This is a genomic window from Rhodococcus mengyinensis (genome assembly GCF_048381435.1).
GTDB classification, from domain to species: Bacteria; Actinomycetota; Actinomycetes; order Mycobacteriales; family Mycobacteriaceae; genus Rhodococcus_F; species Rhodococcus_F opacus_D.
The window spans coordinates 1-18,957 of record NZ_JBLWIT010000126.1 but is presented as its reverse complement, the minus strand read 5'-3'; the positions used below and the strand labels follow the sequence as shown (position 1 = coordinate 18,957).

Genomic DNA, 18,957 nt, shown 5'->3' with positions numbered 1-18,957 from the left:
TCCTTCCAGGAGGTGTCGGTGCTCGTGGGGTGCGCGCCACCCGAGATCGAGGCGACGACGGGGTGCGGAGTCGAACCGCGTGCTTGCGCACTTCGCCAGAGAAGTATCCGTCGTCTGCGCACCGGGTGGCGCGCACGCATGTCGTGCCGAGTTCGGAGTCGGCGGAGGCACGGACGTGCTCTACCACTGAGCTACAGGGACCTGCGTCCCTGACCGGATTCGAACCGGCGACCACGCGATCCACAGTCGAAGTAGCCCTCGCCTGCGCACCGGCACAACATGTTTCGTGAAGTGACTCTACGGGGCGCTGTGGGGGATGTCGCGTGAATTAATTCGTGCCGGAACCGGGCGCGACCAGGTGCCACGGAACGGTGAGGATGTTGTCGCGGAGCCGGCGGCGCTGGGGTTGCACGGGAAGTCCCTGCGCGCGCAGCAGTTCGAGGGCGGCCCGCCACCGCACCCGCGGTCCGAACGAGCCGTGCGGCGCCGCAGTGGCCCACGCGCGATCCGCTGCCGCGAGGAGGGCGTGGACCGGCTCACCCGGGACGTTGCGATGGATCAGTGCCTTGGGGAGCCGTTCGGCGATGTCCGACGGCTTCTCCACGGCGAACGGATCCCATGCCAGCGTCAGCGACAGCGGGCGGGTGGCGTCGAGCAGCACCCACGCACAGCGGCGGCCCAGCTCGTCACACGTGCCGTCGACGATCAGCCCGCCCGGTGCGAGCCCGGACTGCATCCGCGCCCAGGCCGGCCCGACCGCATCCTCGGGATACTGACGCAGCACGTTGAACGCGCGGACCAGGACGGGTCGCAGTCCGGAGAGCTCGAACCCGCCGCGGGCGAAACTCACTCCGTTCCTGCTCTCGACCACACGCTCGGGATCGATCTCGAGCCCGACCACCCGGCGGTCGCCGCGCACGGCGGTCAACCGGTCGGCGAGCTCGAACGTGGTGTGGGGTCGGGCGCCGTACCCGAGGTCGACGACGAGCGGGTCGGCGGATGCGTGCAGCGTCCGGCGCACCAGCGCGTCGTGGACGAGCCAGCGGTCGCTGCGTCGCAGCCGATTGATGCCTGTCGTACCCCGGGTGATGACACCGTGAGGCCGCTTCAGCGTCGCTGAAGTCATGGGAAATCCGTGCGGTGGTTGCTAGTGCTGCGACAACCACGTTTCGGTGATCTCGGCCTCGGCGCGGAAGAGGTCGATCAGGTTGACGAGCATCAGCTGCTCGAGCTTCCCGCCGATGAACGGCAGGTACACCTTGGCCTCGGACGAGGTGCGGAACGTGCAGCCCGTCTCGGTGGCGAACAGTTTCATGGTGCCCGTGAGGCTGCCCGGGCCTGCGGGGATCGACGCCTCGTACGTGCCCGTGGTCGGCTCACCGAAGGGCGTGTACGACTCCTTGCGTGTGATGACCATGTCCTTCTTCATCACGGTCTGCGCGATCTCGGGGAGTTCCGACCGCGGCAGGATGTGGTGCAGGACGATGTCGATCCCGTCGTCGTTCACGTCGAAGTGCTCGATGTGGTTCTCGGAGTACTTCCGCATCTCCTCGATGCGCGCATCCCAGTAGTCACGGTTGGTGAACGCGTTGTACACCTCTTTCGGGGTGTGCTTGTAACGGGCTGAGTAGTCGATGCGGCGAGCCATGATCGCCAAGGTTACCGGCTGTGACGGAACACAAGGGACACCCGCCCCAGGTCAGGCCCCGAGCCACTGCTGCGTGAAGCCCTGCTCCTTCTCGATCAGGCGCAGGACCTCGTCCGCGATCGCGCTCTCGATCTTGCCGCCGATCAGCGGGATCCTGACGTCGGCCTTGCCCTCGACCTGCACTTTCGACCGGGAACCGTCCTCCGTCAGCGTCTGGGTCCCGGAGATCGTCGCGGGCGCACCCACGACCTCGGCGGTGAACGTGCCCTCGGCGTGATCGCCGTCGAGCGTGCCCCACGTCTCCGTGCGCTTGATCACCAGATCGCCGGAACGGACCTTCGAGACGATGCTGGGCAGGTGCTCCGCGGGAATCGACTGCGACATGGCCACCGAGATGGTGCCGGGGCCGGTCGTGACCTCGTCCAGGGTTGCCCCCGGTCCTCCCACCCGGTCGAGACGGTCGCGCCAGTACTGCTCGGTGATCAGGCCCGCATGGACCTGGGCGACGGGAAACTCATAGGACGACGAATGCTCGATGCGGCGACTCACGATCCGCAGGCTACCGTTTGCGGTTGTGTGGGACGTGAGCATTGTCAGTCAACTCGTCGATTCGGGCGCCTTCGTGTCCGAGAACCTCGAACTGTCGGGGATGACCACGCTGCGCGTGGGCGGGCCGGCGCGGATCGTGGCGGAGTGCCCGACCACGCAGGTCCTCGTCGACGTGGTGCGTCTCCTCGATGCCGCGCACATTCCGACTCTGATCCTCGCCGGCGGCTCCAATCTGGTGGTCGGGGACGGCGGATTCGACGGTGTGGTGGTGCGTGTGTGCAACACCACCGTCGGTCTGGAGGAGGGATTCGTCACTGCCGAGGCGGGCGCCGAGTGGGATCAGGTGGTCGCGCAGACCGTCGCCGCCGAGCTGGGCGGGCTGGAATGCCTGTCGGGGATTCCCGGGTCGACCGGGGCCACCCCGGTGCAGAACGTGGGCGCGTACGGCGTCGAGGTGGGGTCGATGCTGCGGCGGGTCCACCTCCTCGATCGACGCACCGGTGAGGCGCGCTGGGTCGAACCCGAGGCCCTCGGTCTCGGTTACCGCACGAGCGTCCTCAAGCACTCCGATGCCGCCCTGGTGCTGGCCGTGGAACTGACCGTGCATCCCGACGGGCTCGGCGAGCCGCTGCGCTACCGCGAACTGGTGTCGGCGCTGAACAGTGCCGAGGGCGACCGGTTGCCGTCGGCGCAGGTCCGCGACGCCGTGCTGGACCTGCGGCGGGGCAAGGGCATGGTGCTCGATCCCGAGGATTACGACACCTGGAGCGCGGGCTCCTTCTTCACCAACCCCGTCGTTGCGGACGGCGAGTTGGCGGGTGTCCTCGCCGCGATCGAGACCCGCCTCGGCGACGTGCTTGTTCCTCAATACCCGGCCGACGGCGGAACCAAGTTGTCTGCGGGGTGGCTGATCGAGCGGGCCGGCTTCTCGAAGGGGTATCCCGGCGAGAACGCCGTCGCGCGGCTGTCGACCAAGCACACTCTCGCGTTGACCAATCGAGGTGCCGCGAAGAGCGAGGACCTGCTGGCATTGGCTCGCGACGTCCGGGACGGCGTCCAGGCGGCGTTCGGTGTCCGGCTCGAACCCGAACCCGTGACGGTGGGCTGCGCGATCTGAGACAGGTCCGTAGCGCAGGTAACCTGTTAGCTGTGCATGAACTGGGTTCTCGGACAAGTCGGTCGCGCGTCGCGTTGATCGCGGCGGCGCTGATCGCGTTTCTCGTTGTGCTGACCGGATGCACGGTCGGCTCCGAGTCGGGAACCGCCACCGCGCCGCCCGAACCGGCGGTCGAGGTCACCCAGAATCCGGCGTCGGGCACCGAGGACGTCAATCCGGTGGCGCCGATCTCCGCGACCGCGTCGCAGGGCACGTTCACCGACATCTCCCTCGTCAACGCCGAGGGGCGTGCCGTGCAGGGTGTGCTGTCACCCGACCGGACCACGTTCACCGTCGGGGAGGCACTGGGTTACGGCGCCACGTACACGTGGAAGGGCACGGCGCTCGGCACGGACGGCAAGTCCGTTGCCGTCGACGGCAGCTTCACCACGGTCGACCCCGACGAGACCATCGGCGCCACACTCAACATCGGCGACGGTCAGGAAGTCGGGATCGCCGCCCCGATCATCGTCCAGTTCCACGAGTCCGTCGAGGACAAGGCGGCGGTCGAGAAGGCGATGACCGTCACGACCAACCCGCCGACACCGGGCTCGTGGGCGTGGCTGCCCGACGACAACGGGTCGCGCGCGCACTGGCGTCCGCAGAACTACTGGGCGCCCGGCACCACCGTGAGCCTCGACGCCCGGCTGTACGGACTGGACTTCGGCGGCGGCGCGTACGGCGCGGAGGATCTGTCGCTGAACTTCACCGTCGGGCGCAGCCAGATCGTGATCGCGAACGCGCCCAGCCACCGCATGCAGGTGGTGCGCGCCGGCGAGACCATCATGGACATCCCCGTCAGCTACGGCGAAGGCAACGAGGCCCGCAACGTCACCCGCAGTGGCATCCACATGGTGACCGAGAAGCACGAGGACTTCCTCATGTCCAACCCGCCGTTCTACGAGAACGTGCGCGAGCGCTGGGCGGTCCGCATCTCCAACAACGGCGAGTTCATCCACGCGAACCCCGAGACCATCGGCGTCCAGGGTTCGTCGAACGTCACCAACGGCTGCATCAACCTGTCCCTCGCGGACGCCCAGCAGTACTTCGGCACCGCGATGTACGGCGATCCCGTCGAGGTGACCGGAACGTCCATCGACCTGTCGGCCGCTGACGGTGACATCTACGACTGGGCCCTCAGCTGGTCCGAATGGCAGTCCATGTCGGCCCTCGCATAGGCGAGCGAACTTTCTTCACACCCGGTGGAACCGAAACCGGGGCCGCTGCGTCTACCTGAATGAGGACGCGTCGACGGCGCCGTGTTCTCGGTTCACACAACTGTGGGGAGTCGTCCGCTGTCGAGGGGTCGACGGACGACCCCGACAGTCCGTTTCGGTCGAAAGTCGTTGATCGGCAGGGGGCTGTGGGATGGGATGGATGTTGCTGGGGGTCGTGACGATCGTGGCGGGACTGTGGACAGTGGTCCTGGTGCTCGAGCACCAGGACCGGCGGACAGCCGCGAACGCGTCTACGTCGTGCGGTGAAAACGCCCGGACGAAGCCTGATCTCGTGGCTTGACGACGATCTGGTCGATGTTCACGTGGGAGGGCCTCGAGGCGACGAACCCGACGACGTCCGCGACATCCGCGGCGACGAGCGGGGTGATGCCCTCGTAGACCTTGTCGGCACGCTCCTGGTCGCCTTCGAAACGCACCAGCGAGAACTCGGTTTCTACTGCGCCCGGCGCGATTTCGGTGAGACGGACCGGCTTGCCGAGCAGTTCTCCGCGCAGCGTGCGGTGCAGGACGCCCTCCGCGTGCTTGGCGGTCGTGTATCCGGAACCGTTGTCGTACGCCTCGAGCGCGGCCAGCGACGTGATGGTGACGACCAGACCGTCACCCGACTCGATCAACTTCGGCAGCAGCGCCTTGGTGATCCGAAGGGTGCCCAGGACATTGGTCTCCCACATCCACCGCCAGTCGTCGAGATCGGCCTCGGCGACGGTGGCCAGTCCCTTGGCGCCGCCCGCATTGTTCACCAGCACGTCGACCCTCGGCAGTACCGCGCTGAACGCGTCCACGGAATCCTGGTCCGTGACGTCGAGTTCGAGGGCGGTACCGCCGATGTCTTCGGCGATCTTCTCCAGACGATCCAGTCGCCGGGCCCCGATGACCACATGAAATCCCTGCGCGGCCAGGGTGCGGGCGGTGGCTTCTCCGATTCCGGAGCTCGCCCCGGTGACGACGGCGATGCGGGTGTCAGGTGAAAAGGTCATGCCGACATGTTAGGGCTCGTCGATGACGGAGTAGCCACTCGCGTCGCCGGCGACGCTGCGGCTGCGCTCGCCCCGGATGTCGACGGGGACGTCGCCGGCCAGGGTGATGCGGTTGAGTCGCCGGTACTGATCGTCGTAGTCGGCGACGGCGTAGTGCTGAGTGGCACGGTTGTCCCAGATCGCCACGTCGCCCGACTGCCAATTCCACCGGGTCGTGAACTCGAGCGAGATCGCGTGATCCTGCAGAACCCGGAAGAGTGCCTGCGACTGGGTGCTGCTCAGGCCGACCAGGCTCTTGACGAAGTGACCGAGCAGCAGTGTGCGCTCGCCGGTCTCGGGGTGCACCCGCACCACCGGGTGCTCCGTCTCGAAGTAGGTGGACTGGAACTCGGCGCGGTACTCCTTCGCCTTGTCGTCCTGCGCGCGTTCCGCGCTGGTCGCCGCGTAGTCGTAGACGTTGGTGTGCGTCGCCCACAGGTTGTCGGCGAGGACCTTCAGCGGCTCGGGCAGCGCGTTGTAGGCGGCGACACCCGACGCCCAGGTGGTGGATCCGCCGTACGTGGGGAGTTGCACGGCGCGCAGGATCGACGCCTTCGGGATGCGATCGACGAACGTGACGTCGGTGTGCCAGCTGTTGGCCTTTCCGTAGTCGGAGTCGATGGGCAGCACCTTGGTGCCACGCGACGTGACGGTCGGATGCGCGGTGGTGGGGGAGCCGAGAAGCTCCGCGAACGCGTACTGCGAGTCGTCGGTCAGATGTTCCTGGCCACGGAAGAAGATCACCTTGTGCTCGAGCAGGGCCTGACGGATGAGCGACACGGTGGCGGGGTCGAGGTTGCCGCCGAGCCGGACGCCGTCGATCCGGGCGCCGATGTGTGCACCGAGCTTGACGACGCTCGCCGCGTTCGGGGAACCCTCGGCGTCTGTCACGTGCTCGGGCGCGAAATCGATGGACATGGTGAGCCTTTCGGATACCGGAGACGGTGTGGAGTCCCGTAACCGAACCATCGGGCGGTGTGTCGCCGGAAGGATTTGCGTCACCCTGATCGCAACGGGCCGCGGACCTTCCGTGTGATCGCGACGACGCAGAGCAGGCTGAGCAGTGTGACTGCGGTGAGGTAGACCGGTCCGACAGCATCGACGCGACGGGGATGACGATCAGCCACACGAACGAGGCGATAAGCGTGAAGACGAGCACCAGTGTCTTGCTCATGCCCAGGACCTTCGTCGAATAGGACAGCAGGTACGCCATGAAGATGTATCCGACCGTGTTGATGCCGATGAACGCGCCCGCCGCCAGCAGCACTTCGCGCAGGTTCTCCCGCAGTACGGTGACGATCGGCAGTCGTTGATCGCGGTGGGTGCTCTTGACCTTCTCGAAGTCGGGGCTCTCGGTGATGGTGAACCGGATGACGAGCCCCATCAGCACCATTACCGCGCCGCCGATCGGCCGTGCGATGAAGCTGACGGAGAACGTCGCGAACGCCGCCAGCGTGCCCGCGATGGAGGAGAAGGATGGAAAGAACAACGGGCCGAACACGATTGCCGCGGCCATGCCGTAGATGAAGTAGTCGTCCCACTCGATGGCGGTCCCGATGAGACTGGCGCCGGCCACCTTCAGCGGCCGGACGGTCGCCCGGGGTGTCACGGAGATCTGGGTGGAGGTCATGTCGATTTCCTTCGAGGGCGCGAACGACTGTTCGGTCAGGATGGCGATCTCTGCCGTCTGATCCGCGTCGTCGCGGAGGCGATCACGTCGGTACATCTCACCCCTGTAACCGTACGTTCGGTTGGTATCTCGGCGTATCGTGTGGTGAGACACTCTTGTAGTCAAGAGTGGCGATGCTCTCCGATGTGCGCCGCAGGCGGCGCCTCGCAATGGCGGGAACTGCGGAAGTGGCGCGGCGCGGATTCACACGCCGACGCGCCCTCCGATTGGTGAAACCGACCGAAGCTGCTACTTTCGTGTCATGTCTTCAGGCCAGTCGACCGCTCCGCGGGTCACCTATGTGACTTCCGCGCTGGGCTCGCGGCTGCCCTTGGCGCGGGAACTGTGTTGTCGCTGTCTCAGCATCTGCAGCTAATTCGCGCAGTCTTCTCCTGATCGATCGTCCTCGGTCGTCCCACTCTCGGCCTGGGACGGATGCAGCGTTCGGACGAAGGTGCGCACCGCCTCCGCTTGCAAGGACTGCCACGTGTCTACCCCCACTCTTTCCAGCCCCACCCGGACCGGCTCCGCATCTCGATTCCAGCGGCCCGTGTCCCGTCCCCGTCTCCATATCGTTCCCCCTGAGCTGCGGATCAGCGACGGCCCGGCCGCCGGTGTACTGCGGGTGGCCCGGTCTCGCGGGCCGCTGTCCAGGGACGTCGCCGCGAAGGCGACCGGCCTGAGCATCGCCACCGTCAACCGTCAGGTGTCGGCGCTCCTCGACCTCGGACTGCTGCGCGAACGCGGCGACCTCACGCCGTCCGGCGCCATCGGTCGTCCGCGGGTTCCGTTCGAGGTCAACCACGAGCCCTACCTGACGGTGGGCATCCACATCGGCGCGGTCGTGACCAGCATCATCGCCAGTGACCTGCGAGGGAAGGTCCTCGGCGCGGTCGAGGTACCCACCCCGCAGGGAGCGTCCGCCGACGCACTCGCCGGCATCGCACGCAGCGCGCGGGCCTTCGCCTCCCGCTGGCACCGGCGTCGCCCGCTGTGGGCGGGTGTCGCACTCGGCGGTCGGGTCGATCCGCAGACCGGTGTCGTCGACCATCCCCGACTGGGATGGAAGTCCGCCCAGGTCGGCGCCATCATCGCGACAGGACTCGGGTTGCCCGTCTCCGTCGCGGCGCACGTCGAGGCGATGGCCGCATCCGAACTGCTGCTGAGCCCGGACAGCGAAGACGGTGTCGCGCAAGGCGAAACGGGTTTGTACTTCTACGCCCGCGAGACGGCGGGCATCGCGATCACCATCGACGGCCGTGTTCACACTCCATCGAGCGGTCCCGGTTCCATAGCGCACTTGCCGACGGGCTCGTCGGCGCAGTGCTCGTGCGGTTCACGCGGGTGCCTCGAGGCGACGATCAGCGATCGCGCGGTCATCTCCGCAGCCCTCGACGCGGGCATCCTCGCGGAGTCGAACCAGCGGCCGACGATGAGTGCCCTCTACAAGGCGGCGTCGTCGGGTTCCGTTCCCGCGCACGAACTTCTGGTGGAACGTGCTCAGGTGCTCGGGAAGACGGTCGCCATGCTGCGGGACCTGTTCAACCCGGACCGGGTGATCCTCGGAGGCCAGGCGTTCACCGAGTACCCGGCCGGTATCCCGCACGTCGCCGAGGCCTTCGCGCAGGCATCGTCGCTGGAACGCAGGGACATTCGCATCTCCGGATTCGGCAACCGGGTCCAGGAGTATGCCTCGACGGTGGTGTCGCTGAGCACCATCTACTCCGATCCGGTCGGAGCGATGCGCCGGACGTCGATCTAGCGTCACAGCACTTCGTCAGCCGCACAGGCAATAGGCTGTGCGGCTGACGAATTCGTGTGCATCGCTCCGGGCGCCGACTTCCCCGGTGGATCTCAGAGTTTGCGCAGCCCGTCGAGGACGCGTTCCATCAGATTCCGGTCCGGGCCGGTGGACCCGGCGGTCTCGTTCACGGTGACCGCCCCGGCCGCCGCGAGGTCGCCGACGAGTACGCGCGCGACCCCGAGTGGGATCGACGCGAGCGACGCGATCTCGGCCACCGACCGCGGTTCGGCGCACAGCGCGAAGACGCGGCGCAGTTCGTCCGGCGCAAGCATCCCGTCCACCACGGTGTCGCCGTCCGCGCGGGCGACGATGACCGCCTCCAGTGGCAGATCGACCCCGGACTCGGTCCGCCCGCCCGTGAGGATGAACGGCCGGACGATGGAGACGGTGTCCTCGGGCGCCACCCACTCGGTGGACTCGACAGCAGCACTGTCGGCCGCCTCGGGAGTCCGATCGGCAGGTTCGGGCACGGGTTCGACCTGCTCGGGAGCGGCCTCGGCCGGGACGGGCTCCACCCATTCGGCCGACTGCGTCGGGCTCGGGTCCTGCTCTTTCCTGGCGCTGCGGCGCCGGCCGGCTGATCCGAAGCGCGCCCCTGTCGCGCCGATCAACGGCCAGTTCTCATCGCTCACAGTCATCGGTTGGGACCCTTCTCGCACTACCCCACCCGCTCCATGGTCCCAAACCCGCGTTGCGTGCGAACGAACCGGTCCCTGTGATTCCCACTACAGGGTGTGCGTGAGCGTTAGATTTGCTGCGTGACCCACTGGCGGCAGAACTCGGATCCGTTCCTCGCCCCCGATCTCGGCCGGTCCGCGCTGCTCGTCGTCGACACGCAGGTGGACTTCGTGGACGGCGGGACCGCCCCGATTCCCGGCACCTCGGCGGTGCTGCCCGCGATCGCGCGTCTCGTGGACGCCTACCGGGAGGCCTCGGCCCCGATCGTGCACGTCGTCCGGTTGTACGAGGGCGACGACGTGGACCTGTGCCGGCGCCGCGTGATCGCGGCCGGACTCGACATCGCCCGACCGGGCACCGCCGGCTCCCAGGTGGCGCCGGAGCTGGGGGTGCCGCCGCTCGACCCCGAGTCGCTCCTCGGCGGCGGTCTCCAGACCGTCTCGTCCACCGAGCACATCCTGTTCAAACCCCGGTGGAGTTCGTTCTACCGCACCGAACTCGACGACCGCCTGCGCCAGTGGCGGGTCGACACCGTGGTGATCGCGGGATGCAACTACCCCAACTGCCCGCGCGCCACGATCGTCGACGCCAGCGAACGCGACTACAAGGTGCTCGTCGCAGCCGATGCGATCTCGGGCGTCGACGCGCGTCACCTGGAGGAGGCCGGACGAATAGGGGTTCTCCACGCGGAGACCGACGAGATCGTCGAGGCATTGCAGCCACCCGAGCTCGAGGTGATCAGCTGAGCGGCGGCGCGGATGTCGCGTCCGGTGGCGCGCCCCGCCTGCGCAGCTCCGCCCGCGCCCGCCCGATACCGCCGTGTTCCAACGCGGCGAGTGGTGATTCGTCGGCCCAGACGAGCTCACCGCGACGGCGGACTGTCACACTCATCGAGCCGGCGAGGTGCTCGAGGGCGCCGGGAATGTTGCGACGCTCGGCGGGAAGCGGAACCGGCAGCACGTGCGCCGAGCCCAGCGGGGAACCGCCCTCGATTTCGACGCTCCACGTGCGATTGCGGCCCCGCAGCGACCACCGATCGTCCGTGACGTGCGCCCGGACGGGGGAGGTGACCGGGTTGCCGAGGCGGAACACCGTGCCGTCGGGCAGCGCGACGACGACGGCCGTGACCTCGGTGCGCAGCCCACCCGCGGTGATCTCGCCGCCTGCGAACGCGACACATGCCTGCCGGTCGGCGAAACCCTGAGCCTGGCCCCACCACCAGGAGTCGGGGAATCCGCCCTTGCCCCAATTCTTTTCGCCGTAGACCTGGGCGCCGTCGAGGTCGATCTCGGTGCCGCCCAGCACGGCCGTTCCCTCGGCCCGGCCGCCGAGCAGCCACGGGTGCCAGTACTGGTTCAGTGCGGGCACGGTCTGGAACACACTCGACCCGCCGAGCCTGCGCCGCGGCCACGGAACCTGGGCGCCGACCCGGACGTCGAGGCGGGCGTCCGGTCCGAGATCCACCCGCACGCGGTCGACGGACCCGCGGAACGCGTCGCCGGCGAACGCGCCGAGTCCGGCAGGGTTGGCGTAGCCCTCCGGATGCGCGGCGGTCCGCAGGAACCGGGTGGGATGACCGGCGAGACCGAGCGTCGCCCAGTGCCCGTCCGCGGCCCGGTTGATCCCCGCCAGCGCGATGACGACCTGTCCCGTCGCGGGCTGGGTGAACCGCCAGAAATAGCCTTCCATCGCGACGTCGTGCGCGGCGAGGAGGTTGCCGAACGGCAGATCCGCTCCCGTGGCGCGGTATGCCCGCAGCAGTCGTGACATCGGTCAGCTTCCCGGCTGGGGGTGAAGCACCGCCTGCGACTGCGTCACCTGCGCCACGAGACGGTCCTCGTCGTCCCGCAGTTCGGTGACGACGGCGACCGTGGTTCGTCCGGCGTGCAGCGGACGCGCGGTCGCGGTGACGGTGCCCTTGCGGACGCCGCGGGTGAACACCGTGCTCGAACTCGTGGTCGATGTCGACGCTCCCGCCGGAAGGTTGAGAAACGCGCAGACGGCTCCGACGCTGTCGGCGAGCGTCATCAGCGCCCCGCCGTGCATGCCGTTTCCCGCGGTCGTGCGGTGCTGTTCCCACTCGAGGTGCCCGACGACCTCCTCGGGTGCGGCCTTGGTGAGACGAACCCCGGTGTGCACGGCGAACGGCATGGTCGCGACGAGATCAGCGGGATCCATACCCGTGGATGCTAGGCGCGGAACCACACCCGCGCAGGCGGTTCGCGGGGCTAGATTGGCGGGATGTCCAGTCTGTCGGAAGCCGCCCGCCGGTCGGGCCGGGCGCGGGGGAGCGCCGCCGCGGTGGTCGGATTCTTCGCCGCAGGCTGGTTCGGCTGGGCCATGGCCGTCGACCTTCGCCGCCCCCTCACTGTGCTCCTCGACGCCGCCATCGTGGTGGCGCTCGTCGTCGCCGTGCTGGGAGCGGTACTCGCCGTGCGTAGTCCCGCCGAGAGTTCCGCGTTGGCGGACCGGGCGGTCCGGCGGCGGTACACCCTCGTGGTGGTGGTCGAGTTCGCGGTGATCTGGGCGGGCGCCGCCGTTCTCGGAAACACGGGTCTGTCGGCGTGGATACCGGTCTGGGTGTGCTTCGCCGTCGGCGTCCACTTCGTGCCGTTGGCCGGCGTACTCGGCGAGTCGTCGCTGACCGTCCTCGGTGCGCTGCTCGTCGTGGTCGCCGCTGCCGGGCTCGTCGTGGGTCTGACGACCACCGTGGCACCCGGCACGGTGACCGGGATCGGGGCGGGCGGATGCCTCCTCGCCGCAGCCGTCCTCACCCTGGCGGGGAAGCGGTTCTCCGGCAGGAGGACACCCGGGCCGGTCGATCAGAGGGGCAGCGAAGACTCCGTGAGCCCGGCGGGCGCCCCGCGACGGCGGAACCATTCCTGACCGAACGCCGCGCGCAACTGCTCCTCGGGCATCTGCAGGAACGGGCCGAAGTCCCCGATCTGGGTGGCGTGCGCGTGCATCGCGGCGCGCTTGGCGTCCATGGCCGAGGTGACGTCCACGACCGTGGTGATCTCGGAGTCCGGCAGACCGAACGTGTCGAGGTCCGGTGGCTGGGTGTTCTCGGACCACTCGGGATTCGCGGCCATGAGTCGCCGGATGTGGTCGCGGCTCACGGCGGCCTCGTAGACGTGCGGCACACCGGCCAGTTCGGCGGCCCGGATGCCCACGTGATGGACCTGGACATGATCGGGATGGCCGTAGCCACCGTTGGGGTCGTAGATGGTGATCACGTCGGCGGATTCCTCGACGAGGATCGCGGCCAGCCGGGCAGCGGCCTCCTCGACGTCGACGTTGCAGAACGCGGCGGGGTTGTCGTTCTCCGGCGTTCCCGCCATCCCGGAATCCGCGTAGTGCAGCAGCACCACGCGCTGGGCGCCGAGCAGCGACGTCGACTCCTCCAGCTCGCGGCGCCGACGCTCGGCGAGTGATTCGCCGTCGGTCAGGATTCCGTCGGGGGCCTCGCCGAGCGCCCCGTCCGTCGCGGTGACCACGACGACGCGATGACCGGCGTCGGCGGCCTGACGCATCACGCCGCCCGTCGTGAACACTTCGTCGTCGGGATGGGCGTGGAAACACACCAGGACACTCATGAGCGCAATACTTGCACGTGCTGGAAGTCGCGGCCACGATCTGTGAGGCTCGACGCGTGCTCGGTACCTATCGTCAGATCTTCGCCGCCCGCGGCTCCGCAGCGTTCTCCGCCGCAGGATTCGTTGCGCGCGTACCGATCGCCATGGTCGGCATCGGCATCGTCACGATGCTGTCCGAATTGCGCGGCGACTACGCACTGGCCGGTGCCCTCGCCGCGGTGTTCGCACTGACGTACGCGTTCATCACCCCCGTCGTGTCGCGGGCGGTGGACCGGTACGGGCAGTCCCGTGTCCTTCCCGTCGCGTCGGGGATCAGCGCGACGTCCATCGCTGCGATGCTGCTGTGTGTCCGGTTCGGGACGCCGGACTGGGTGCTGTTCGTGTGGGCTGTCCCCGCCGGCTGCATGCCCACGATCGGGGCGATGGTGCGCGCCCGCTGGACTGAGCTGTACCGCGGCACGCCACTGCTGCGGACGGCGTTCGCGTTCGAGGCGGTGGTGGACGAACTGTGCTTCATCGCGGGGCCGGTGGTCTCCGTCGGATTGTCCGTCACGGTGTTCCCCGAGGCGGGACCGCTCGCGGGCCTCGTCCTGCTGGTGGTCGGCACCCTCGCGCTCATCGCGCAGCGCGGCACCGAACCGCCCGTGCATGCCGCAACGCACGACGGCCGCCCGTCCGTCGTCCGGACGCCCGCCGTGTGGATCCTCGTGGCGGTCATGGTGTCGATGGGCACGATCTTCGGCGTCATCGACGTCGGTGCCATCGCCTTCACCCGAAGCCACGACGCACCCGCCTCCGCCACCGTGGTGCTGGCCCTGTTCGCGGCCGGTTCCGCGGTGGCGGGCATCGTGTTCGGCGCGATCCGGGTGTCGGCGTCGCTCCGGAAACAGCTGATGGTCGCGGTCCTCGCGGTGGCGGTCCTGACGGTTCCGCTGCTTCTGGCCGACAGCATCCCGGCGCTCGCCGTCGCCTACGCGGTGGCGGGGATGACGGTGGCGCCGATCATGATCGTCACGACCGGTCTCGTCGAGCAGATCGTGCCCGCGGCCGCGCTGACCGAGGGCATCACCTGGATCGTCACCGGACTGGGTGTCGGCGTCGCGATGGGGTCGGCACTCGCGGGCCGGATGATCGACGAATTCGGCACGACCGCGGGTTACGCGGTGGCGGCGGTCGTCGCGCTGCTGGCCTCTATGGTGACCCCATGGCTATTCGTGAAACAGTCGGCGTCGACGGAACGCCCCTCGTCTACTCGGTGACCGGTGCCCCCGACGCGCGGACCCTGGTCCTCCTGCACGGTTGGGCGCAGTCCTCGAAGTGCTGGGGCCCCAGGGTGCTCGACGAACTCGCGGCCCGCTACCGCGTCATCGCCGTCGACCTGCGCGGACACGGCTACTCAGGTGCACCCGACGCCGGCTACGACGACTCCGCGATCTGGGCCGGGGACGTCGACGCGGTACTCACGGCCGAAGGCGTCACGTCCGGCGCCGTGCTCCTCGGCTGGTCCTACGGCGGCCTCGTGATCTGCGACTACCTGGCGTCGCACGGCACGTCCGCCGTCGACGGCGTGGTCCTCGTCGGAGCCATCACCAGCATCGGTCGCGGGGAGGCAGGCGGCAAGGTCGGCGCGGCGATGCGCGCGGCGATCCCCGGCGCGATGTCCGAGGAGCCGCGCGACGCGATCCGCGCGCTGGGCGCGTTCGGCAACGCGCTCACCGGACCGCCGGAAGGCAAGGGCGCACAGTCGCAGGCGCTGTTCGGGGCCAGCCTCGCCACCCCGCCCCGGGTGCGGGCCGCCCTCTTCAACCGGTCCGCGAGTCACGACGAGCTGCTCCGCTCGCTCGACGTGCCGGTGCTCGTCCTGCACGGCACCGAGGACTCCGTCGTCGACGTCTCAGCTGGTAGGCACGCTGCAGAGCTGATCCCGCAGGCGCGGGCGTCGTTCTGGGAAGGCTGCGATCACGGACCGTTCGTGGAGGATCCCGACAGGTTCGTGAAAGAGGTCGGCGAGTTCGTCGACAACCTCGGTTAAAGGGGCCGATCGGTGAGGGAGCACTATGGAGTGGTGACGCCCATGCACAATTCGCGCCCCCGCAGGGTGGCCGTCCTCTCGGTCCACACCTCACCACTGGCGCAGCCCGGTACCGGCGATGCGGGCGGCATGAACGTCTACGTGCTGCAGTCCGCCATCCAGATGGCGCGTCGCGGCGTCGAGGTGGAAATCTTCACCCGGGCCACGTCGTCCGCCGACGCACCGGTCCAGGAAGCGGCCCCGGGGGTCCTCGTCCGCAACGTGGTGGCCGGCCCGTTCGAGGGGCTGGACAAGCAGGATCTGCCCACGCAGCTCTGCGCGTTCGTCGCCGGGGTGCTCCGCGAGGAGGCCCGCCACGAACCGGGCTACTACAACCTGGTGCACTCGCACTACTGGTTGTCGGGGCAGGTCGGCTGGCTCGCCCGCGACCGCTGGGGTGTGCCGCTCGTGCACACGGCGCACACGCTCGCGGCGGTCAAGAATCTGTCGCTCGCCGATGGTGACACTCCCGAACCGGCCGCCCGCCAGATCGGCGAGCAGCAGGTGGTCGCCGAGTCCGACCGGCTCGTGGCCAACACCACCGAGGAATCCGATCAGCTGGTCCGCCACTACGGCGCCGACCCGAACCGGATCGACGTGGTGGCGCCGGGCGCCGATCTGACGCGGTACCGGCCGGGCGACCGGGCCGCCGCCCGGGCGAAGCTGGGGCTCGACCCGCGTGAGACCGTCGTGACGTTCGTCGGACGCATCCAGCCGCTCAAGGCGCCCGACGTCCTGCTCCGCGCCGCCGCCGAGCTGATCGCCCGAGATCCCGAATCGACACTGCGGGTGCTCGTGGTCGGCGGCCCGTCCGGGTCCGGGCTGGCCCGGCCGGACGCGTTGATCGAACTCGCGTCTTCGCTCGGCATCGCCGCTCGGGTGACGTTCCTGCCGCCGCAGGCGCCCGACCGGCTCGTCGACGTGTACCGGGCTTCGGATCTCGTTGCGGTGCCGAGCTATTCGGAGTCGTTCGGGCTGGTGGCCATCGAGGCGCAAGCCTGCGGCACTCCGGTGATCGCCGCGAACGTGGGCGGTCTCGGCGTCGCCGTCCGGAACGGCGAAACCGGGCTTCTCGTGGACGGGCACCGCACCGAGGACTGGGCGACGGCGTTGCAGTCGCTGGTCTCCGAGCCGGGCAGGCTCGCCGCGCTGGCCGCCGAGGCGCCGCGTCACGCGGAGAATTTCTCCTGGGAACACACCGCCGACGGCCTCCTCGAGAGCTATCGGATGGCGACCGTCAACTACAACTACGGACACGGCCCCAGCGAATTCTCCCCGCGTCGCGGACGCGGATTGTGGAAGCTGCGCAGGGCCGGAGGGGTGCGCGCATGAGCGAGCTGGCCGACGTGATCGAGTCCGCCCTGACCGAACGTGAGATGGACTTCACCAGGAAGGACTCGACGCACTACATCGTCGAGTTGCCCGGCGAGCGCAAGCTCAAGACCACCACGCTCCTGACCGTCGGCAAGCACGGTCTGCGCGTCGAGGCGTTCGTCTGCCGCAAACCCGACGAGAACTTCGAAGGCGTCTACAAGTACCTGCTGCGGCGCAATCGCCGGCTGTACTCGGTGGCGTACACGATCGACAAGATCGGCGACATCTACCTGGTCGGTCAGATCGCCGAACACGCGGTGACCGCGGACGAACTGGACCGGATTCTCGGGCAGGTGCTCGAGGCGGCCGACGGCGACTTCAACACCCTCCTCGAGCTCGGATTCGCCGAGTCCATCAAGCGCGAATGGGAGTGGCGCGTCTCACGCGGGGAGTCGCTGGCGAACCTGAAACCCTTCGAGCATCTCATCGAGGACTCACAGGCCTGAGTGCTGGTCGACCGCCCGCGGACGGGAAATACGCGCGGGTAGAGTTGCGGCGAGCTTGTGACTGTTGTCACAGGTTAGGTACATGTGTCTGATGTTCACAGAAACTTGTACCGACAACTGCTGCTGCAACACTTCGAGGGAGAGGCCCCAGTGAGCTTCAAGAGCCCGTTTCCGGACGTCGAGATTCCGAACCTCAGTGTCTACGATTTCCTCTTCGGCCAGGTCGATCCGGCCGATGGGGACCGGCCTGCGCTGATCGACGGTGCCTCCGGCGCGGTCACCACCTACCAGTCGCTGGTCGCCCAGATCAACGGGGTGGCCGGGGCGCTGGCCGCGCGCGGTCTCGCCGTCGGCGAGGTGGTGGGTCTGCACTCGCCGAACGTTCCCGCGTTCGCGTCGGTGTTCCACGGGATCCTCCGGGCCGGTGGTGTCGCGACCACCATCAACGCCCTCTACACCGCCGAGGACATCGCCAAGCAGCTCACCGACTCGAAGGCGAAGTTCCTGTTCACCGTCTCCCCGCTGCTGCCGCAGGCCAAGGCCGCGGCCGCGAAGGTCGGGATTCCGGTAGAGAACGTGATCGTCCTCGACGGCGCCGACGGGCACCCGTCGCTGAAAGATCTGCTGGCCGAGGGCGCCCCCGCCCCCGACGTGTCGTTCGACCCGGCCACCCAGCTGGCGGTGCTGCCGTATTCGTCCGGGACCACCGGCCGGCCCAAGGGGGTGATGCTCACGCACCGCAACCTGGTGGCGAATGTCTGCCAGATCAACCCGCGGATGGGCATCGGCGCCGACGACAAACTGCTGGCGGTGTTGCCGTTCTTCCACATCTACGGGATGACGGTGCTGCTGAACGCCGCCCTGTACAACCGGGCGAGCTTGGTGACGATGCCGAAGTTCGACCTGGTCGAATTCCTGTCGATCGTGTCCGGGCAGAAGTGCACGTATGTGTTCATCGCCCCACCGGTCGCGGTGGCGTTGGCCAAGCACCCGCTGGTCGACGAGTACGACCTGTCGAGCGTGCATTCGATCTTCTCCGGCGCCGCCCCGCTCGATCAGGAACTGGGCAAGGCCGTCGCCAACCGGCTCGGCTGCCGGGTGCGGCAGGGCTACGGGATGTCGGAGATGAGCCCGGTCTCGCATGCGATTCCATTCGACCGCGACGACATCGCCCTGGACTCGGTGGGGCCGTCGATCGCGAACATGGAATGCAAGCTGGTCGACCCGGCCACCGGCGAGGAGGTCGCCTACCCGGCCGACGGGGTCAGCGAACCGGGTGAGCTGTGGTGCAAGGGCCCGAACATCATGGCCGGGTACCTCGGCAACGAGGCGGCGACCGCGGAGACCCTGGATGCGGACGGGTACCTGCACACCGGCGACATCGCGACCGTCGACGCCGAGGGCGTCGTGACGATCGTGGACCGGATGAAGGAGCTGATCAAGTACAAGGGCTACCAGGTGCCGCCCGCCGAACTGGAGGCATTGTTGTTGACGCACCCGCAGATCGCCGACGCCGCCGTCATCGGGGTTCTCGACGACGAGGGTGAGGAGGTGCCGAAGGCGTTCGTCGTCCGCCAGCCCGGTGCCGAATTGGACGAGGCCGCGGTCATCGCGTTCGTCGCCGAGCGGGTGTCGCCGCACAAGAAGGTCCGCAAGGTCGAGTTCATCGACCTGGTGCCGAAGTCCGCCGCGGGCAAGATCCTCCGCAAGGA

The 18,957-nt window shown here is 68.5% G+C and carries 20 protein-coding genes; 11 read left to right on the top strand and 9 right to left on the bottom strand.

Translation table 11 applies throughout. The annotated features are described in order from the left end of the window. Positions 1-328 precede the first annotated feature (328 nt). The 3 genes from ACNJ7E_RS28920 to ACNJ7E_RS28910 are packed head-to-tail and all read right to left on the bottom strand — an operon-like array spanning position 329 to position 2,197. Positions 329-1,126, bottom strand: a complete 798-nt coding sequence (locus ACNJ7E_RS28920) for a hypothetical protein (protein WP_009474768.1) — start codon at positions 1,124-1,126, stop codon at positions 329-331. 21 nt (positions 1,127-1,147) lie between these two features. Next, positions 1,148-1,648 carry a DUF2505 domain-containing protein gene (locus ACNJ7E_RS28915; RefSeq protein ID WP_005560412.1) on the bottom strand — a complete coding sequence of 167 codons (501 nt, stop codon included), beginning with the start codon at positions 1,646-1,648 and terminating at the stop codon, positions 1,148-1,150. 51 nt (positions 1,649-1,699) lie between these two features. Beyond that, a complete protein-coding gene (locus ACNJ7E_RS28910; RefSeq protein WP_280779862.1) occupies positions 1,700-2,197 on the bottom strand; it encodes a DUF2505 domain-containing protein in 498 nt (165 codons plus the stop codon). A gap of 25 nt (positions 2,198-2,222) precedes the next feature. Here ACNJ7E_RS28910 and ACNJ7E_RS28905 point away from each other — a divergent pair, with 25 nt between their 5' ends. Together ACNJ7E_RS28905 and ACNJ7E_RS28900 are read left to right on the top strand one after the other, a co-directional pair. Next, positions 2,223-3,314, top strand: a complete 1,092-nt coding sequence (locus tag ACNJ7E_RS28905) for a UDP-N-acetylmuramate dehydrogenase (RefSeq protein WP_280779863.1) — start codon at positions 2,223-2,225, stop codon at positions 3,312-3,314. A gap of 32 nt (positions 3,315-3,346) precedes the next feature. Beyond that, positions 3,347-4,531 (top strand): L,D-transpeptidase, encoded by a 1,185-nt coding sequence (locus ACNJ7E_RS28900; RefSeq protein ID WP_280779864.1) that lies wholly within the window; start codon positions 3,347-3,349, stop codon positions 4,529-4,531. Between the two features lie 290 nt (positions 4,532-4,821). Here the strand turns inward: ACNJ7E_RS28900 and ACNJ7E_RS28895 are convergent, their stop codons facing one another. Both ACNJ7E_RS28895 and ACNJ7E_RS28890 read right to left on the bottom strand, forming a co-directional pair. Next, positions 4,822-5,568, bottom strand: a complete 747-nt coding sequence (locus ACNJ7E_RS28895; RefSeq protein ID WP_037237881.1) for an SDR family NAD(P)-dependent oxidoreductase — start codon at positions 5,566-5,568, stop codon at positions 4,822-4,824. A gap of 9 nt (positions 5,569-5,577) precedes the next feature. Further along, a complete protein-coding gene (locus ACNJ7E_RS28890) occupies positions 5,578-6,525 on the bottom strand; it encodes a TauD/TfdA dioxygenase family protein (RefSeq protein WP_418341593.1) in 948 nt (315 codons plus the stop codon). Positions 6,526-6,935: 410 nt separating this feature from the next. Between ACNJ7E_RS28890 and ACNJ7E_RS28885 the strand changes: the two genes are divergently transcribed. Together ACNJ7E_RS28885 and ACNJ7E_RS28880 are read left to right on the top strand one after the other, a co-directional pair. Continuing rightward, complete coding sequence (locus ACNJ7E_RS28885; protein ID WP_418341592.1) at positions 6,936-7,130, top strand: hypothetical protein; 195 nt, start codon at positions 6,936-6,938, stop codon at positions 7,128-7,130. Positions 7,131-7,763: 633 nt separating this feature from the next. After that, positions 7,764-9,038: an ROK family transcriptional regulator gene (locus ACNJ7E_RS28880; protein WP_009474758.1), complete on the top strand. Its 1,275-nt coding sequence runs from the start codon at positions 7,764-7,766 to the stop codon at positions 9,036-9,038. Positions 9,039-9,130: 92 nt separating this feature from the next. Here ACNJ7E_RS28880 and ACNJ7E_RS28875 read toward each other — a convergent pair whose 3' ends face one another. Further along, positions 9,131-9,718, bottom strand: coding sequence for a DUF742 domain-containing protein (locus tag ACNJ7E_RS28875; protein WP_283352844.1), 588 nt, complete (start codon positions 9,716-9,718; stop codon positions 9,131-9,133). A 120-nt stretch (positions 9,719-9,838) separates the two neighbouring features. On the opposite strand from ACNJ7E_RS28875, the gene ACNJ7E_RS28870 reads away from it, so the two are divergent. Further along, entirely contained in the window at positions 9,839-10,504 is a 666-nt protein-coding gene (locus ACNJ7E_RS28870; protein ID WP_418341591.1) for a cysteine hydrolase family protein, read from the top strand. Here ACNJ7E_RS28870 and ACNJ7E_RS28865 read toward each other — a convergent pair. Both ACNJ7E_RS28865 and ACNJ7E_RS28860 read right to left on the bottom strand, forming a co-directional pair. Then, positions 10,497-11,528 carry a tocopherol cyclase family protein gene (locus ACNJ7E_RS28865; protein WP_280779870.1) on the bottom strand — a complete coding sequence of 344 codons (1,032 nt, stop codon included), beginning with the start codon at positions 11,526-11,528 and terminating at the stop codon, positions 10,497-10,499. The two genes, ACNJ7E_RS28870 and ACNJ7E_RS28865, sit on opposite strands and share 8 nt — an antisense overlap. A 3-nt stretch (positions 11,529-11,531) precedes the next feature. Beyond that, the gene (locus tag ACNJ7E_RS28860; protein ID WP_005251933.1) at positions 11,532-11,936 is read right to left on the bottom strand and encodes a PaaI family thioesterase; all 405 of its coding nucleotides are present in this window, start codon (positions 11,934-11,936) and stop codon (positions 11,532-11,534) included. 63 nt (positions 11,937-11,999) lie between these two features. On the opposite strand from ACNJ7E_RS28860, the gene ACNJ7E_RS28855 reads away from it, so the two are divergent. After that, positions 12,000-12,644, top strand: a complete 645-nt coding sequence (locus ACNJ7E_RS28855) for a hypothetical protein (protein ID WP_280779871.1) — start codon at positions 12,000-12,002, stop codon at positions 12,642-12,644. Here the strand turns inward: ACNJ7E_RS28855 and ACNJ7E_RS28850 are convergent. Further along, complete coding sequence (locus tag ACNJ7E_RS28850) at positions 12,581-13,354, bottom strand: PIG-L family deacetylase (RefSeq protein ID WP_280779872.1); 774 nt, start codon at positions 13,352-13,354, stop codon at positions 12,581-12,583. The genes ACNJ7E_RS28855 and ACNJ7E_RS28850 overlap by 64 nt on opposite strands. Before the next feature lie 56 nt (positions 13,355-13,410). Between ACNJ7E_RS28850 and ACNJ7E_RS28845 the strand changes: the two genes are divergently transcribed. The 5 genes from ACNJ7E_RS28845 to ACNJ7E_RS28825 all read left to right on the top strand — a co-directional run. Further along, complete coding sequence (locus ACNJ7E_RS28845; RefSeq protein WP_418341590.1) at positions 13,411-14,613, top strand: MFS transporter; 1,203 nt, start codon at positions 13,411-13,413, stop codon at positions 14,611-14,613. Then, positions 14,559-15,386 (top strand): alpha/beta fold hydrolase, encoded by an 828-nt coding sequence (locus tag ACNJ7E_RS28840; protein WP_280779874.1) that lies wholly within the window; start codon positions 14,559-14,561, stop codon positions 15,384-15,386. Before ACNJ7E_RS28845 ends, ACNJ7E_RS28840 begins: the two co-directional genes overlap by 55 nt. Before the next feature lie 12 nt (positions 15,387-15,398). Further along, on the top strand, positions 15,399-16,757 hold the full coding sequence (mshA, locus tag ACNJ7E_RS28835) for a D-inositol-3-phosphate glycosyltransferase (RefSeq protein ID WP_179443231.1): 1,359 nt from the start codon (positions 15,399-15,401) through the stop codon (positions 16,755-16,757). Beyond that, positions 16,754-17,245: a type III secretion system chaperone family protein gene (locus tag ACNJ7E_RS28830; RefSeq protein ID WP_280779875.1), complete on the top strand. Its 492-nt coding sequence runs from the start codon at positions 16,754-16,756 to the stop codon at positions 17,243-17,245. The genes mshA and ACNJ7E_RS28830 overlap by 4 nt, the downstream gene beginning before the upstream one ends. A gap of 150 nt (positions 17,246-17,395) precedes the next feature. Next, positions 17,396-18,957, top strand: a 1,562-nt coding sequence (locus tag ACNJ7E_RS28825; protein ID WP_418340093.1) for an AMP-binding protein, incomplete at its 3' end; no start/stop codon positions are given.